9 protein-coding genes are annotated in these 15,075 nt (G+C 64.1%); 4 read left to right on the plus strand and 5 right to left on the minus strand.

All coding sequences use genetic code 11. The features are described from left to right. Position 1 precedes the first annotated feature (1 nt). Positions 2-1,609 (minus strand): carboxyl transferase domain-containing protein, encoded by a 1,608-nt coding sequence (locus PC358_RS00085; protein ID WP_033696679.1) that lies wholly within the window; start codon positions 1,607-1,609, stop codon positions 2-4. Between the two features lie 19 nt (positions 1,610-1,628). Then, positions 1,629-2,792: an isovaleryl-CoA dehydrogenase gene (locus PC358_RS00090; protein ID WP_033696680.1), complete on the minus strand. Its 1,164-nt coding sequence runs from the start codon at positions 2,790-2,792 to the stop codon at positions 1,629-1,631. Between the two features lie 181 nt (positions 2,793-2,973). Here PC358_RS00090 and PC358_RS00095 point away from each other — a divergent pair, with 181 nt between their 5' ends. Continuing rightward, a complete protein-coding gene (locus PC358_RS00095) occupies positions 2,974-4,656 on the plus strand; it encodes an AMP-binding protein (RefSeq protein ID WP_033696681.1) in 1,683 nt (560 codons plus the stop codon). A 75-nt stretch (positions 4,657-4,731) separates the two neighbouring features. Here PC358_RS00095 and PC358_RS27865 read toward each other — a convergent pair whose 3' ends face one another. Next, a complete protein-coding gene (locus PC358_RS27865; protein ID WP_003251307.1) occupies positions 4,732-4,893 on the minus strand; it encodes a hypothetical protein in 162 nt (53 codons plus the stop codon). A 141-nt stretch (positions 4,894-5,034) separates the two neighbouring features. On the opposite strand from PC358_RS27865, the gene PC358_RS00100 reads away from it, so the two are divergent. The 3 genes from PC358_RS00100 to glgB are packed head-to-tail and all read left to right on the plus strand — an operon-like array spanning position 5,035 to position 12,626. Then, a complete protein-coding gene (locus PC358_RS00100; protein WP_033696682.1) occupies positions 5,035-7,053 on the plus strand; it encodes an alpha-1,4-glucan--maltose-1-phosphate maltosyltransferase in 2,019 nt (672 codons plus the stop codon). Between the two features lie 44 nt (positions 7,054-7,097). Continuing rightward, positions 7,098-10,415, plus strand: a complete 3,318-nt coding sequence (gene treS / locus PC358_RS00105; protein ID WP_033696683.1) for a maltose alpha-D-glucosyltransferase — start codon at positions 7,098-7,100, stop codon at positions 10,413-10,415. Further along, the gene (gene glgB, locus PC358_RS00110) at positions 10,416-12,626 is read left to right on the plus strand and encodes a 1,4-alpha-glucan branching protein GlgB (RefSeq protein ID WP_033696684.1); all 2,211 of its coding nucleotides are present in this window, start codon (positions 10,416-10,418) and stop codon (positions 12,624-12,626) included. Between the two features lie 159 nt (positions 12,627-12,785). On the opposite strand, the gene PC358_RS00115 is transcribed toward glgB, so the two are convergent. Further along, a complete protein-coding gene (locus PC358_RS00115; RefSeq protein WP_033696685.1) occupies positions 12,786-13,862 on the minus strand; it encodes an autotransporter domain-containing protein in 1,077 nt (358 codons plus the stop codon). 316 nt (positions 13,863-14,178) lie between these two features. Then, the gene (locus PC358_RS00120; RefSeq protein ID WP_033696686.1) at positions 14,179-14,973 is read right to left on the minus strand and encodes an endonuclease/exonuclease/phosphatase family protein; all 795 of its coding nucleotides are present in this window, start codon (positions 14,971-14,973) and stop codon (positions 14,179-14,181) included. Positions 14,974-15,075 lie beyond the last annotated feature (102 nt).

Here is a 15,075-nt window from a genome sequence, read left to right on the forward strand (position 1 = left end):
ATCACATCCGGAAAATGCCGAAGCGGCTCTGTTCGATCGGGGCGTTCAGCGCGGCGGACAACGCCAGGCCGAGCACGTCGCGGGTCTGTGCCGGGTCGATCACGCCGTCGTCCCACAGCCGGGCGCTGGAGTAGTAGGGGTGGCCCTGGTGCTCGTACTGGTCGAGGATCGGCTGCTTGAGCCTGGCCTCGTCCTCGGCGCTGAAGGGCTGGCCGCTGCGCTCGCTTTGTTCGCGTTTGACCTGGGCTAGCACGCCTGCGGCCTGCTCGGCGCCCATCACGCCGATGCGTGCGTTAGGCCACATCCACAGCATGCGTGGGTCGTAGGCGCGGCCGCACATGCCATAGTTGCCGGCGCCGAAGCTGCCGCCGATGATTACCGTGAACTTCGGTACCTGGGCGCAGGCCACCGCGGTCACCAGCTTGGCGCCATGCTTGGCGATGCCGCCTTCCTCGTACTTCTTGCCGACCATGAAGCCGGTGATGTTCTGCAGGAACAGCAGCGGGATGCCGCGCTGGCAGGCCAGTTCGATGAAGTGCGCGCCCTTTTGCGCGGCCTCGGCGAACAGAATGCCGTTGTTGGCCAGGATCGCTATCGGGTAGCCGTGCAGGTGGGCGAAGCCACACACCAGGGTGGTGCCGAACAGTGCCTTGAACTCATCGAACACCGAGCCATCGACCAGGCGGGCAATGACCTCGCGCACGTCGAACGGCTGCTTGGCGTCTGCCGGTACCACGCCGTACAGCTCATCGGCAGGATACAGCGGGGCGATCGGCGCCTGGCGCTGCAAGGTGCCCAGCTTGTGCCAGTTGAGGTTGGCCACGCTGCGCCGGGCCAGGGCCAAGGCGTGTTCGTCATTGTCGGCGTAATGGTCGGCCACGCCGCTGATGCGGCAGTGCACATCGGCGCCGCCGAGGTCTTCGGCGCTCACCACCTCACCGGTGGCGGCCTTCACCAGCGGCGGGCCGGCCAGGAAGATGGTGGCCTGCTGGCGGACCATGATCGCTTCGTCGGCCATGGCCGGCACATAGGCCCCGCCGGCGGTACACGAGCCCATCACCACGGCGATCTGCGGGATGCCCAGCGCGCTCATGTTGGCCTGGTTGAAGAAGATCCGCCCGAAGTGCTCGCGGTCAGGGAACACTTCGTCCTGACGCGGCAGGTTGGCGCCACCGGAATCGACCAGGTAGATGCACGGCAGGCGGTTCTGCAGGGCGATGGTTTGCGCGCGCAGGTGTTTCTTGACCGTCAGCGGGTAGTAGGAGCCGCCTTTGACCGTGGCGTCGTTGGCCACGATCATGCACTCCACGCCTTCGACTCGGCCGATGCCGGCAATCACGCCCGCAGCGGGCACGTCTTCGCCATACACCTCATGGGCGGCCAACTGGCCGATTTCGAGGAAGGGTGAGCCTGCGTCCAGCAGGCGGTCGATACGCTCGCGCGGTAGCAGTTTGCCGCGCGAGGTATGCCGCTCCTGGGCCTTGGGGCCGCCGCCCTGGGCGATGTGGGCAAGCAGGCCACGCAGGGCCTGGACCTGTTCGAGCATGGCCGCGCTGTTGCCGGCGAACTCCGCCGAACGCGGGTTGATCTGGGTGTGCAAGGTAGCCATGTGCGCCCGTCCCTTGTGCTCAGCGGGTTTCGTTGAACAGTTCGCGGCCGATCAGCATCCGGCGGATTTCGCTGGTGCCGGCGCCGATCTCGTAGAGTTTCGCGTCGCGCAGCAGGCGCCCGGCCGGGAACTCGTTGATGTAGCCGTTGCCGCCGAGAATCTGGATAGCCTCCAGGGCCATTTGCGTGGCGCGTTCGGCGGTATAGAGGATGACCCCGGCAGCGTCCTTGCGAGTGGTCTCGCCACGGTCGCAGGCCTGGGCCACGGCGTACAGGTAGGCGCGGCTGGCGTTGAGCTGGGTGTACATGTCGGCGATCTTGCCCTGGATCAGCTGGAACTCGCCGATGCTCTGGCCAAATTGCTTGCGGTCGTGGATGTAGGGCACTACCAGGTCCATGCAGCTTTGCATGATGCCAGTCGGGCCGCCGGAGAGCACCACGCGCTCGTAGTCCAGGCCGCTCATCAGTACGCGTACGCCGCCGTTGAGCTGGCCGAGGATGTTCTCTTCGGGCACCTCGACGTCATCGAAGAACAGCTCGCAGGTGTTGGAGCCGCGCATGCCCAGCTTGTCGAACTTGTTGCTGCGGCTGAAGCCGTTCCAGTCACGTTCGACGATGAACGCAGTGATGCCGTGTGCGCCCTTGTCCAGGTCGGTCTTGGCGTAGATCACGTAGGTGTTGGCGTCGGGGCCATTGGTGATCCAGGTCTTGCTGCCGTTGAGCACGTAGCGGTCGCCGCGTTTTTCGGCGCGCAGCTTCATCGAGACCACGTCGGAGCCGGCGTTGGGCTCGCTCATGGCCAACGCGCCGATGTGTTCGCCGCTGATCAGCTTGGGCAGGTACTTGAGCTTTTGCTCATGGGTGCCGTTGCGGTTGATCTGGTTGACGCAGAGGTTGGAGTGCGCGCCGTAGGACAGTGCCACCGAGGCCGAGCCCCGGCTGATTTCTTCCATCGACACCACATGGGCCAGGTAGCCCAGGCCAGCGCCGCCGTATTCTTCCGATACGGTGATGCCCAGCAGGCCCATGTCACCGAATTTGCGCCACATGTCGGCAGGGAACAGGTTGTCGTGGTCGATTTGCGCGGCACGCGGCGCCAGTTCGGCGGCGACGAAGCTGCGCACCTGGTCGCGGAGCATGTCGATGGTCTCGCCCAGGGCGAAGTTCAGGGAGGGGTAATGCATGGGGGCACCTTCTTGTTCTTGAAATAGGGAAAGCACAGTGTCTTTTTCACCTTTACGTTAACGTAAACCTGCCTTCTATTACTGTCAATCTCAGCGTCACCTTTACGTAAACGTAAATCTGCGCCAGAGTATCTCCCGCTTGCTTCAATCGTGCCCAGAACAACCACAAGAAGGGACACCCATGAGTCAACCGAGCTATACCTGCGGTCGCCAGGACCGGCCCTTGCTGACCCTGACCATCGGCCAGGCCTTCGACGCCACCGTGGCCCGTTACCCCGACCGCGAAGCGTTGGTGGTGCGCCACCAGGGCCTACGGTACACCTGGGGGCAGCTGGCCGAACAGGTCGATGTACACGCCCGCGCCTTGATGGCCCTGGGCGTAGGCACCGCCGACCGGGTCGGCATCTGGGCGCCCAACTGCGCCCAGTGGTGCATCCTGCAACTGGCCAGCGCCAAGGTCGGCGCGATTCTGGTCAACATCAACCCGGCCTACCGCGTGGGTGAGCTGGAATACGTGCTGCGACAGTCCGGCTGCCGCTGGCTCGTGTGCGCCGATACCTTCAAGACCTCCGATTACCACGCCATGGTCCAGGAGCTGGTACCGGAACTGGCTGCAGCGGCCCCCGGTGAGCTGGCCAGCGAACGCTTGCCCGATCTGCACGGGGTGATCAGCCTGGCCTGCAACCCGCCGCAGGGCTTTCTGCCCTGGCCTGCGCTGGCAGAGCGGGCAGGGCAGACGCCTGCCGAAGCCTATCAGGCCCGCCAGCAGAGCCTGCAGTTCGACCAGCCGGTGAACATCCAGTACACCTCCGGTACCACTGGCGCACCCAAGGGGGCGACGCTCAGCCACTACAACATCCTCAACAACGGTTTCATGGTCGGCGAGAGCCTGGGCCTGACCAGCGACGACCGCATGGTGATCCCGGTGCCGTTGTACCACTGCTTCGGCATGGTCATGGCCAACCTCGGTTGCATTACCCATGGCAGCACGATGGTCTACCCCAATGACGCCTTCGATGCCGAGCTGACCCTGCGAGCGGTTGCCGAAGAGCGCGCCAGCATCCTCTACGGCGTGCCCACCATGTTCATCGCCATGCTCGACCACCCGGCCCGCCAGGGCATGGACCTCTCGACCCTGCGCAGCGGCATCATGGCCGGCGCCACCTGCCCGATCGAGGTGATGCGCCGGGTCATCGACCAGATGCACATGGCCCAGGTGCAGATCGCCTACGGCATGACCGAGACCAGCCCGGTATCACTGCAGACCGGCCCGGATGACGCGCTTGAACTGCGCGTGACCACGGTCGGCCGCACCCAGCCGCAGCTGGAGAACAAGCTGGTGGATGCCGACGGCTGCATCGTACCCAGGGGCGAAATCGGCGAATTGTGCACCCGTGGCTACAGCGTGATGCTGGGATACTGGGACAATCCGCAGGCCACGGCAGATGCCATCGACCCCGCGGGGTGGATGCACTCGGGCGACCTGGCGGTGATGGACGAAGAGGGCCATGTGCGCATCGTCGGGCGCAACAAGGACATGATCATCCGCGGTGGCGAGAACATCTATCCACGCGAGCTGGAGGAGTTCTTCTATACCCACCCGGCGGTGGCCGATGCGCAGGTGATCGGCATTCCGTGCAGCAAATATGGCGAAGAGGTGGTGGCCTGGATCAAGCTGCATCCGGGGCATAGCGCTACGGTTGATGAGCTGCACGGCTGGTGCAAGGCACGTATCGCGCATTACAAGGTGCCGCGGCATTTCCGCTTTGTCGACGAGTTCCCGATGACGGTGACGGGCAAGGTGCAGAAGTTTCGGATGCGCGAAATCAGCTCGGCGGAAATTTCGGCGGTCTCTGCGGGTTGACAGGTTTGCGCTGCCGGCCTCTTCGCGGGTAAGCCCGCGAAGAGGCCAGTGCAGCCACTGTAAAAGCCTCTATCCTTAAGCCTTCACTGGTGGCTCCTGGCTCGGCGGGTCGCCCACTGTCGGCGGTACCGTCGGCTTGATCGGCAGCTCGTCCGGGTCTTCTTCCGGTACGGGCGGCGGCAAGCTGGGGTCGTCGATGTTGGGATCGGGTGTCTCCGGTGGAATGGGAATGTTCATGGCCTGACCTCGCGTGGGTGAATGAAGAGGTGCTGCAGGCTCTGACTGTCAGGGGCTGCCATTCGCTCAATTTTTTTGAACCCCCACGCCCGCGCTCGGCTCTGAACCCTTACCGCCACCAGCCTAAGGGAGCAAGGTCCGATGTCACGAAACGAGCCCTTCCAGAGCGTGCCTGCGGCGAATGATCACCCGGAGCAGGCCATCAGCCTGTCCCAGGCGCTGCTGGCGCCGCGCATCGTGATCGAAGGCACGCAACCCGCGCTCGACGGTGGTACGTTCGCCGTCAAGGCCATCAGCGGCCAGGCGGTCGCAGTCAGCAGCAAGGTCTACAGCGACGGCCACGACCGCCTGGCCGTGATGCTCAATTGGCGCCAGGCGAACAGCCGGCGCTGGCACTGCGTGCCGATGCAGTCGCCGGGCAATGACCTGTGGCTGGCCGAGTTCACCCCGACCGAGCTCGGCCCGCACCTGTTCAGCATCGAAGCCTGGATCGACCCGTTCGCCACCTACTGCCACGACCTGGAGAAAAAGTACCACGCCGGGGTGGAGGTGAAGCTGGAGCTGGAAGAAGGCAGGTTGATGCTGGGCAAAGGCATCGAGCTGAGCCAAGGCGCGTTGCGTGACGAACTGCAAACCGTGCAGCAGCGCTTGCCTGGGTTGAGCGCCGATGACCAAGTGGCGGTGTTTCTGTGCGAGAGCACCGCGCGGCTGATGAGCGAGGCCGAGCACCGCAGCTACTTGACCCGCAGCAGTGACTTCCCCCTCGACGTCGACCGCCCCGCCGCGCAATTCGCCAGTTGGTACGAGCTGTTTCCGCGTTCGATCACCGACAGCCCCGAGCGCCACGGCACCTTCAATGACGTGCACGAACGCCTGCCGATGATCCGCGACATGGGCTTTGACGTGCTGTATTTCCCACCCATTCATCCGATTGGCAAGCAGCACCGCAAGGGTCGCAACAATGCCTTGCAGGCAGCGCCCAGCGACCCGGGCAGCCCATACGCCATCGGCAGCGACGAAGGCGGGCACGATGCCATTCATCCTGAATTGGGCACCCGTGAAGACTTCCGCCGCCTGGTAGCCGCCGCTGCCGAGCATGGCCTGGAAATCGCCCTGGATTTCGCCATCCAGTGCTCCCAGGACCACCCGTGGCTCAAACAGCACCCTGGTTGGTTCAGCTGGCGCCCCGACGGCTCCATCCGCTATGCGGAAAACCCGCCGAAGAAGTACCAGGACATCGTCAACGTCGACTTCTACGCCCCCGACGCCGTGCCTTCGCTGTGGCTGGCGCTGCGCGATGTGGTGGTCGGCTGGGTCGAGGAGGGCGTCAAGACCTTCCGCGTCGACAACCCGCACACCAAGCCGTTGCCATTCTGGCAATGGCTGATCGCCAATGTGCGCAGCCAGCACCCGGACGTGATCTTTCTCGCCGAAGCCTTCACCAAGCCTGCAATGATGGCGCGCCTGGGTAAGGTCGGCTACGCGCAGAGCTACACCTATTTCACCTGGCGCAACACCAAGCAGGAATTGCGCGAGTTCTACGAACAGCTCAACCAGCCACCGTGGAGCCTGTGCTACCGGCCCAACTTCTTCGTCAACACACCCGACATCAACCCGTTTTTCCTGCACACCTCAGGGCGTGCCGGTTTTCTCATTCGCGCGGCCCTCGCCACCATGGGGTCGGGGTTGTGGGGCATGTATTCGGGCTTCGAGCTGTGCGAAGCCACACCGCTGCCCGGCAAGGAGGAATACCTCGATTCGGAGAAGTACGAAATCCGCCCGCGTGATTTCACCCAACCCGGCAACATCATTGCCGAGATCGCCCAGCTCAACCGAATTCGCCGGCAGAACCGCGCCCTGCAGACGCACCTGGGGGTGGCGTTCTTCAATTGCTGGAACGACAACATCCTGTACTTCGCCAAGCGCACGCCCGAGCGCGACAACTTCATCCTGGTGGCCATCAGCCTGGACCCGCACAACGCCCAGGAAGCCAGCTTCGAGTTGCCGCTGTGGGAGTTGGGGCTGGACGACAATGCCGACACGTTGGGTGAAGACTTGATGAACGGCCACCGCTGGACCTGGCACGGCAAGACCCAGTGGATGCGTATCGAACCCTGGCATCAGCCGTTTGGTATCTGGCGCATAGAAAAGGCCCGTTAGTCCCTCAGGGGCGGTGCTGAACCCGCAATTGAAAGGAGTCACCCATGGCCAAGCGTTCCCGCCCGGCAGCCTTCATCGACGACCCGCTGTGGTACAAGGACGCGGTGATCTACCAGCTGCACATCAAGTCGTTCTTCGACGCCAACAACGACGGCATTGGCGATTTCGCCGGGCTGATCAGCAAGCTCGACTACATCGCCGAACTGGGCGTCAACACCCTCTGGCTGCTGCCGTTCTACCCCTCGCCACGGCGCGACGACGGCTACGACATCGCCGAGTACAAGGCCGTGCACCCCGACTACGGCAGCATGGCCGACGCCCGGCGCTTCATTGCCGAGGCGCACAAGCGCGGCCTGCGGGTGATCACCGAACTGGTCATCAACCATACCTCCGACCAGCACCCGTGGTTCCAGCGCGCCCGCCTGGCCAAGCGCGGCAGCAAGGCGCGCGACTTCTACGTGTGGTCGGATGACGACCAGAAGTATGACGGCACACGCATCATCTTCCTCGACACCGAAAAGTCCAATTGGACCTGGGACCCGGTCGCCGGCCAATACTTCTGGCACCGCTTCTACTCGCACCAGCCCGACCTCAACTTCGACAACCCGCAGGTGCTCAAGGCCGTGATCGGGGTGATGCGCTTCTGGCTCGACCTGGGCGTCGACGGCCTGCGCCTGGACGCCATCCCCTACCTGATCGAGCGCGACGGCACCAACAACGAAAACCTCCCCGAGACCCACCGGGTGCTCAAAGCCATCCGCGCCGAGATCGACGCCAACTACCCGGACCGCATGCTCCTGGCCGAAGCCAACCAGTGGCCCGAAGACACCCGCCCGTACTTTGGCGAGGGCGACGGCGACGAGTGCCACATGGCCTTCCACTTCCCGCTGATGCCGCGCATGTACATGGCCCTGGCGATGGAGGACCGCTTCCCGATCACCGACATCCTGCGCCAGACCCCAGAGATCCCCGCCCACTGCCAGTGGGCGATCTTCCTGCGCAACCACGATGAGCTGACCCTGGAGATGGTCACCGACCGCGAGCGCGACTACCTGTGGAACTACTACGCCGAAGACCGCCGCGCGCGTATCAACCTCGGCATCCGCCGCAGGTTGGCGCCTTTGCTGCAACGCGACCGCCGGCGCATCGAACTGCTGACCAGCCTGCTGCTGTCGATGCCCGGCACACCGACCCTGTACTACGGCGATGAGCTGGGCATGGGCGATAACATCTACCTGGGCGACCGCGATGGCGTGCGCACCCCCATGCAATGGTCGCCGGACCGCAACGGCGGGTTCTCCCGCGCCGACCCGCAGCGCCTGGTGCTGCCGCCGATCATGGACCCGCTGTACGGCTACCAGACGGTCAACGTCGAAGCCCAGGCCCACGACCCGCATTCGCTGCTCAACTGGAACCGCCGCCTGCTGGCGGTGCGCAACCAGCAGAAGGCCTTTGGCCGGGGCAGCATTCGCATGCTCACACCGAGCAACCGGCGCATCCTCGCTTACCTGCGCGAGTACGTCGACCAGGACGGCAACAGCGAGGTGATCCTGTGTGTGGCCAACGTGTCCCGTGCCGCACAGGCCGCTGAACTGGAGCTGTCGCAATACGCCGATAAAGTGCCGGTGGAAATGCTCGGTGGCAGCGCCTTCCCACCGATCGGCCAGTTGCCTTTTCTGCTCACGTTACCGCCGTATGCGTTCTACTGGTTCCTGCTGGCCTCGCACGACCGCATGCCCAGCTGGCACATCCAGGCTACCGAGGGGTTACCCGAATTGACCACACTGGTGCTGCGCAAGCGCCTGGAAGAGTTGCTCGAAGCGCCTTCCAGCGAAATACTCGAAGGCTCGATACTGCCGCAGTACCTGCCTAAACGGCGCTGGTTCGCCGGCAAGGAAGGGCCGCTCGACCAGGTTCGCCTGCGCTATGGCGTGCGCTTCGGCACCGCGACCACACCGGTGCTGCTCAGCGAGCTGGAGGTGCTCAGCGACGGTGTGGCCAACCACTACCAACTGCCCTTCGGCCTGTTGCCCGAAGAGCAGATCAACAGCGCCTTGCCCCAGCAGCTGGCGCTGTCGCGGGTGCGCCGTGGCCGCCAGGTCGGCCTGATCACCGACGCGTTCGTCCTCGAGCCGTTTATCCGCGCCGTGCTACGTGCCTGCCAGGAGCGCCACCGGCTGCCGTGCGGCAATGGCCTGGGCGAGCTGCGCTTCGAGTGCACCGATCAACTGGCCGGGCTGGGGCTTGGCGAAGACAGCCCGGTGCGCTACTTGAGTGCCGAGCAGTCCAACAGCTCGGTGGTGGTCGCTGACCGGGTGGTGCTCAAGTTGATCCGCCGGGTCAACCCGGGCATTCACCCCGAGCTTGAGATGAGCGCCTACCTGACCGCGGCGGGCTTTACCAATATTTCGCCGCTGCTGGCGTGGGTCAGCCGCGTGGACGAGCACGCCACCCCGCACCTGCTGATGATTGCCCAGGGCTACCTGAGCAACCAGGGCGATGCCTGGGCCTGGACCCAGAACACCCTGGAACGGGCCATCCGCGACGAAATGGAGCCGTCCAGCGCGGCCAGCGAAGCCCACACCGATGCGCTGGCCGAACTCGACGGCTTCGCCGCCTTGCTCGGCCAGCGCCTGGGCGAAATGCACCTGTTGCTGGCGGCACCGACCGAAGACACCGCCTTCCAGCCGCGCCCAAGCGATGCCCGGGACAGCGAACGCTGGAGCAGCCAGATCAGTGCCGAACTGACCCACGCCCTCGACCTGCTGGCCCAGCACCGCGACAGCCTCGACAGTGACAGCCAGGCGCTGGTAGATGACCTGCAGCAACAGCGCGACGGCCTTGCCCAGCACATCGATAACCTCGCGCACCAAGCCCAGGGCGGCTTGCTGATGCGGGTGCACGGCGATCTGCACCTGGGCCAGGTGCTGGTGGTGCAGGGCGATGCCTACCTGATCGATTTCGAGGGTGAGCCGTCCCGCCCCGTGGAAGAGCGCCGGGCCCGGCACAGCCCCTACAAAGATGTCAGCGGCGTGCTGCGATCCTTCGACTATGCTGCTGCGATGATTCTGCGCAGCGCCTCTGCCGTGGACCTTTCCGACCCTGCGCGCAAGGCGCGGCAACGGGTGGCCAGGCAGTACCTGCACCAGTCGCGGCATGCCTTTGTCGAAGCCTATGGCCTGGCCACCGCTGCCATGCCCCACGCCTGGCAACAGGCGGAAGGCGAGCGTGCCGCGCTGGAATTGTTCTGCCTGGAAAAAGCCGCGTACGAAATCACATACGAAGCTGAAAATCGACCGAATTGGCTGGCCGTGCCTTTGCATGGCTTGCATGGACTGATCAGTACCTGGGGAGAGTCATAGATGAATGCAACCACGCGTGAAAACGGCGGTCTTCGGCAACGGGACCTCGACGCCCTGGCCCGCGCCGAGCACGCCGATCCATTTGCGGTACTTGGCCCCCATGGCGATGGCGCGGGTGGGCAGTTCGTGCGCGCCTTCTTGCCCACTGCCCTGAACGTGCGCGTACTGGCGCGCGACGATGGGCGCGTACTCGCCGAAATGCGCCAGGGCAGCCTGCCGGGGCTGTTTACCGCGCACCTTGATGAGGCACAGCCGTACCAGCTGCACATTGCTTGGGCCGGCGGCGAGCAGGTGACCGAAGACCCGTACAGCTTTGGCCCGCAATTGGGCGATATGGACCTGTACCTGTTCGCCGAGGGCAACCACCGTGACCTGTCGGGGCGCTTCGGTGCGCAGCCGATGCAGGCCGACGGCGTCGACGGCGTGTGCTTCTCGGTGTGGGCACCGAATGCCCGACGGGTGTCGGTGGTGGGTGACTTCAACAACTGGGACGGCCGCCGTCACCCCATGCGCCTGCGTCACAGTGCAGGGGTCTGGGAGCTGTTTGTGCCACGCCTTGGCGTTGGCGAAACCTACAAGTTCGAGGTGCTGGGCAAAGACGGTGTGTTGCCCTTGAAAGCCGACCCGCTGGCCCGTGCCACCGAACTGCCGCCGAGCACGGCGTCGAAGGTGGCCAGCGCGCTCAGCCACCCCTGGCAGGACCACGACTGGATGGCGCAGCGTGCGCAACGTCACGCCTACAGCGCGCCCCTGTCGATCTATGAGTTGCATGTCGGCTCGTGGCAATGCGAGCTGGATGACCTGGGCGAAGTCGCGCGTTACTACAACTGGCGCGAGCTGGCCGAGCGTCTGGTTCCCTATGTGCAGGCGCTGGGCTTCACCCACATCGAACTGATGCCGATCATGGAGCACCCGTTCGGCGGCTCGTGGGGCTACCAGCCCCTGTCGATGTTCGCGCCCACCTCACGCTACGGCAGTGCCGAAGATTTCGCCGCCTTCATCGACGCCTGCCACCAGGGCGGCATCGGTGTGATCCTCGACTGGGTGCCGGCGCATTTCCCCACCGACGAACATGGCCTGGCGCGTTTCGACGGCACCGCCTTGTACGAATACGAGAACCCGCTGGAGGGTTACCACCAGGACTGGAACACGCTGATCTACAACCTTGGGCGTAACGAAGTGCGCGGCTTCATGCTGGCCTCGGCGTTGCTCTGGCTCAAGCAGTTCCACATCGACGGCCTGCGGGTCGACGCGGTGGCATCGATGCTCTACCGCGACTACTCGCGCAAGGCCGGCGAGTGGGTGCCCAACCGCCATGGCGGGCGCGAGAACCTGGAGGCCATCGACTTCATCCGCCACCTCAATGGCGTGGCGGCGCACGAGGCTCCTGGCGCGTTGATCATCGCCGAAGAGTCCACCGCCTGGCCGGGCGTCAGCCAGCCGATCCAGCAGGGCGGGCTGGGCTTTGCCTACAAGTGGAACATGGGCTGGATGCACGACACCTTGCACTACATCCAGAACGACCCGGTGCACCGCACCTATCACCACAACGAGATGAGCTTCGGGCTGATCTATGCCTACTCCGAGCATTTCATCCTGCCGATTTCCCACGACGAAGTGGTGCATGGCAAGCATTCGCTGATCGACAAGATGCCGGGCGACCGCTGGCAGAAGTTCGCCAACCTGCGGGCCTACCTGACGTTCATGTGGGCGCACCCGGGCAAGAAGCTGTTGTTCATGGGCTGCGAATTTGGCCAGTGGCGCGAGTGGAACCACGACAGCGAGCTGGACTGGTACCTGCTGCAGTACCCCGAGCACAAGGGCGTGCAGCGCTTGGTCGGCGACCTCAACCGGCTGTACCGCGAGGTGCCGGCGCTGCACGAACAGGATTGCCAGCCCCAGGGCTTCCAGTGGCTGATCGGCGACGACGCGCAAAACAGCGTGTATGCCTGGCTGCGCTGGAGCAGCAATGGCGAGCCGTTGCTGGTGGTGGCCAACTTCACCCCGGTGCCGCGCGAGGGGTACCGGATTGGCGTGCCGTTTGGCGAGCGCTGGGAAGAACTGCTGAACAGCGATGCCGAACTGTATGCAGGGTCTAATGTAGGCAACCTGGGGGCCGTGGAAAGTGACCAGGTATCCAGCCATGGGCAGCCATTGTCGCTGGCGCTGAACCTGCCGCCGCTGGGCGTATTGATCCTCAAACCGGCCTGATCGATCGGCCAACTCGGTTGCGTTGTAGGAGCGGCCTTGCGTCGCGAAAGGGCTGCGCAGCGGCCCCAGCAATCTCTGCGGCGAAGCTGAAATCCAGGGGCTGCTACGCACCCCGTTCGCGACGCAAGGCCGCTCCTACACACAAACCGGGGTTACCGGCTACCAGCGCATCCGCACCCCAAGGCTGCCGATCAACCCATTCAGGTCATTGTCATCCACATCGCTGCTGTAGTCGGCACTCACAAACAACGCCACATTCGGCGTCACCCGGGCTACCAGCCCCAACCCCAATTCCACTGTGGTCGAATACCGCGAGCTGGAAATTTTGTCGACCTGGTCCAGCTTCACCTCGTCGGCATTGCTGAAGTCATACCAGACGTTGGTCCGCACGTAGGGTTCGATCGGCATGCCACGCACCTCGTAGCGCCCGGACAACTTGGCACCGACCCGGCCGCTCCAGCTGGGCTGGCTGTCGAATGCCTGCAGCGTCTCCTCCTGCACGCGGCTGCCGGGGAAAAACTGCTGGTTGATCAACTGTGCCTGCGGCTCGATCACCCAACCCCCGCCCAGGCCGATCGGGTAGCCACCTTCCAGCGAGAAGGTCATGGCATGGCCGCTGTCGTCCAGGCGCTGGCCGCTCTCGCCACGGCCATTGATATCGATACGCGAGCCCATGGCCACGGCATCCAGGTGCCAGCCCCGTTCATGGGTCATGCTCCAGTACACGCCCAGGCTTTCGCCACTCAGGTTCACGGCATTGCGCTGCTTGTCGCCCAGCAGCGGGCGAATGCCATTGAAGCTGCTCTGCAGGTTGTTGTGGCCAACGAAGATGCCCGCGCGGTGCACATTGCCCGCCGTGGTTTCACGCATGAACAGGTCCGGGCCGATCATCAGTTGCTGGCTGGGGGCCTCTAACTGGTCGGGCGGCTGTGCACCGGTGCGCGGGGCGCCAGGGAAGAATTGCGACCACTGGCTGGCGACCAGGTCGGCTACTCCCTGGTCGTGGCGCTCGGACATCTTTTCCGAGAATGCGTTGAGGGTACCGATGTTCAACCCGCTAGCGCTGACCGGGTCGAGCGATAGCTGCGGGACCGCCGCTTGTTGCAGAAAACGGGGGGAGGTCGGGTCGTCCTGCAAGTCGAATGCGAAAGTTTCCACCGGGGTTGCCAGAAGCAGCGACGTGGAAACCGCGCAGAAAATGCTGTCGAAGCGCAAGGGATTCGAGGTTCTTTTCATGGCGGATCTCCGTAGTTTTTGTGGTACAGCCCAAGGACCTGGCCTGTTGTCACGAGCTGTACGGCAAAAACAGGGGGCGACCCAAACCAGCACGCCTGCTTTCGCAAACGCGCACGAAGGCGCGAGCTAGAGGCCCGGCGCGAGATCTTTACGACTAGATACTGTTCAGCTAAGGAGAGGTCTGGGCTTGCGTCAAGAAAGCGTGAAGAATCTGTTCATAGCCTGTGATTCGGTACAAGTAGCTGATTTGTTGAGTGAAATACTCGGGGATATCGAAGTTCGCTATTTACCGCTGCTTGGCTATGAAGAATGATTGCTACAGCTTGACCTCGACGGCCAGCGGCAGATGGTCGGAGAGGTGCGTCCAAGGTTTGTGCCCCAGAATCCGAGGTGCATGGCTTTCGGCGTTGCGCAGGTAGATACGGTCCAGGCGCAGCAGCGGCATGCGCGCGGGGTAGGTGCGCGCCAAGTGCCCGTGGTGGCGCTCGAACGCTTCGTGCAAGTCGTTGCGCAGGCCCAAGGTGCGATTGCCGCGCAGCTTCCAGTCATTGAAGTCGCCGGCGATGATCACCGGGGCGCCTTCCGGCAGTGATTCGAGCAACCTGCGCAGCAGCTGCAACTGTTGCTGGCGGTGGCTTTCCAATAGCGACAAGTGCACGCAGATGGCATGCACCTGGTGTGGGCCGGGCACATCGAGGATGCAATGCAACAGGCCACGGCGTTCGGGGCCGGTGATCGAGACGTCGAGGTTGCGGTGCTCGATGATCGGGTACTTCGACAGCAGGGCGTTGCCATGGTGGCCGTCGGGGTAGACCGCGTTGCGGCCGTAGGCGAAGTCGCTCCACATGCTGTCGGCGAGAAATTCGTACTGGGAGGTTTGCGGCCAACCGGGGTAGCGCGCAGCGTGGCGGTCGTGGCTGCCCAGCACTTCCTGGAGGAAGACGATGTCGGCCTGGGTACTGCGCACCGCCTCGCGCAGTTCCGGCAGGATGAAGCGCCGGTTGAAGGCGGTAAACCCCTTGTGGGTGTTGACCGTGAGTACCCGCAGCCGATGCACGGCCGGGGCCTGGTTGACGGTGGCGAAACCTGCACTGCCGGCTTCGAGGTTCACAGTGGCTCCTCTGTTAAAACGTCACGCACGGCCTTTGTAGGAGCGGCCTTGCGTCGCGAAAGGGTCGCGCAGCGGCCCCAGCAATCTCTGCGGCGAAGCTGA

The organism is Pseudomonas capeferrum (assembly GCF_000731675.1).
Taxonomy (GTDB): Bacteria; Pseudomonadota; Gammaproteobacteria; order Pseudomonadales; family Pseudomonadaceae; genus Aquipseudomonas; species Aquipseudomonas capeferrum.

Coding starts and splice junctions, on each gene's coding strand:
- PC358_RS00085 (WP_033696679.1), bottom strand. CDS start 1,609: ATGGCTACCTTGCACACCCAGATCAACCCGCGTTCGGCGGAGTTCGCC.
- PC358_RS00090 (WP_033696680.1), bottom strand. CDS start 2,792: ATGCATTACCCCTCCCTGAACTTCGCCCTGGGCGAGACCATCGACATG.
- PC358_RS27865 (WP_003251307.1), bottom strand. CDS start 4,893: ATGAACATTCCCATTCCACCGGAGACACCCGATCCCAACATCGACGAC.
- glgB (WP_033696684.1), top strand. CDS start 10,416: ATGAATGCAACCACGCGTGAAAACGGCGGTCTTCGGCAACGGGACCTC.
- PC358_RS00100 (WP_033696682.1), top strand. CDS start 5,035: ATGTCACGAAACGAGCCCTTCCAGAGCGTGCCTGCGGCGAATGATCAC.
- PC358_RS00095 (WP_033696681.1), top strand. CDS start 2,974: ATGAGTCAACCGAGCTATACCTGCGGTCGCCAGGACCGGCCCTTGCTG.
- treS (WP_033696683.1), top strand. CDS start 7,098: ATGGCCAAGCGTTCCCGCCCGGCAGCCTTCATCGACGACCCGCTGTGG.
- PC358_RS00115 (WP_033696685.1), bottom strand. CDS start 13,862: ATGAAAAGAACCTCGAATCCCTTGCGCTTCGACAGCATTTTCTGCGCG.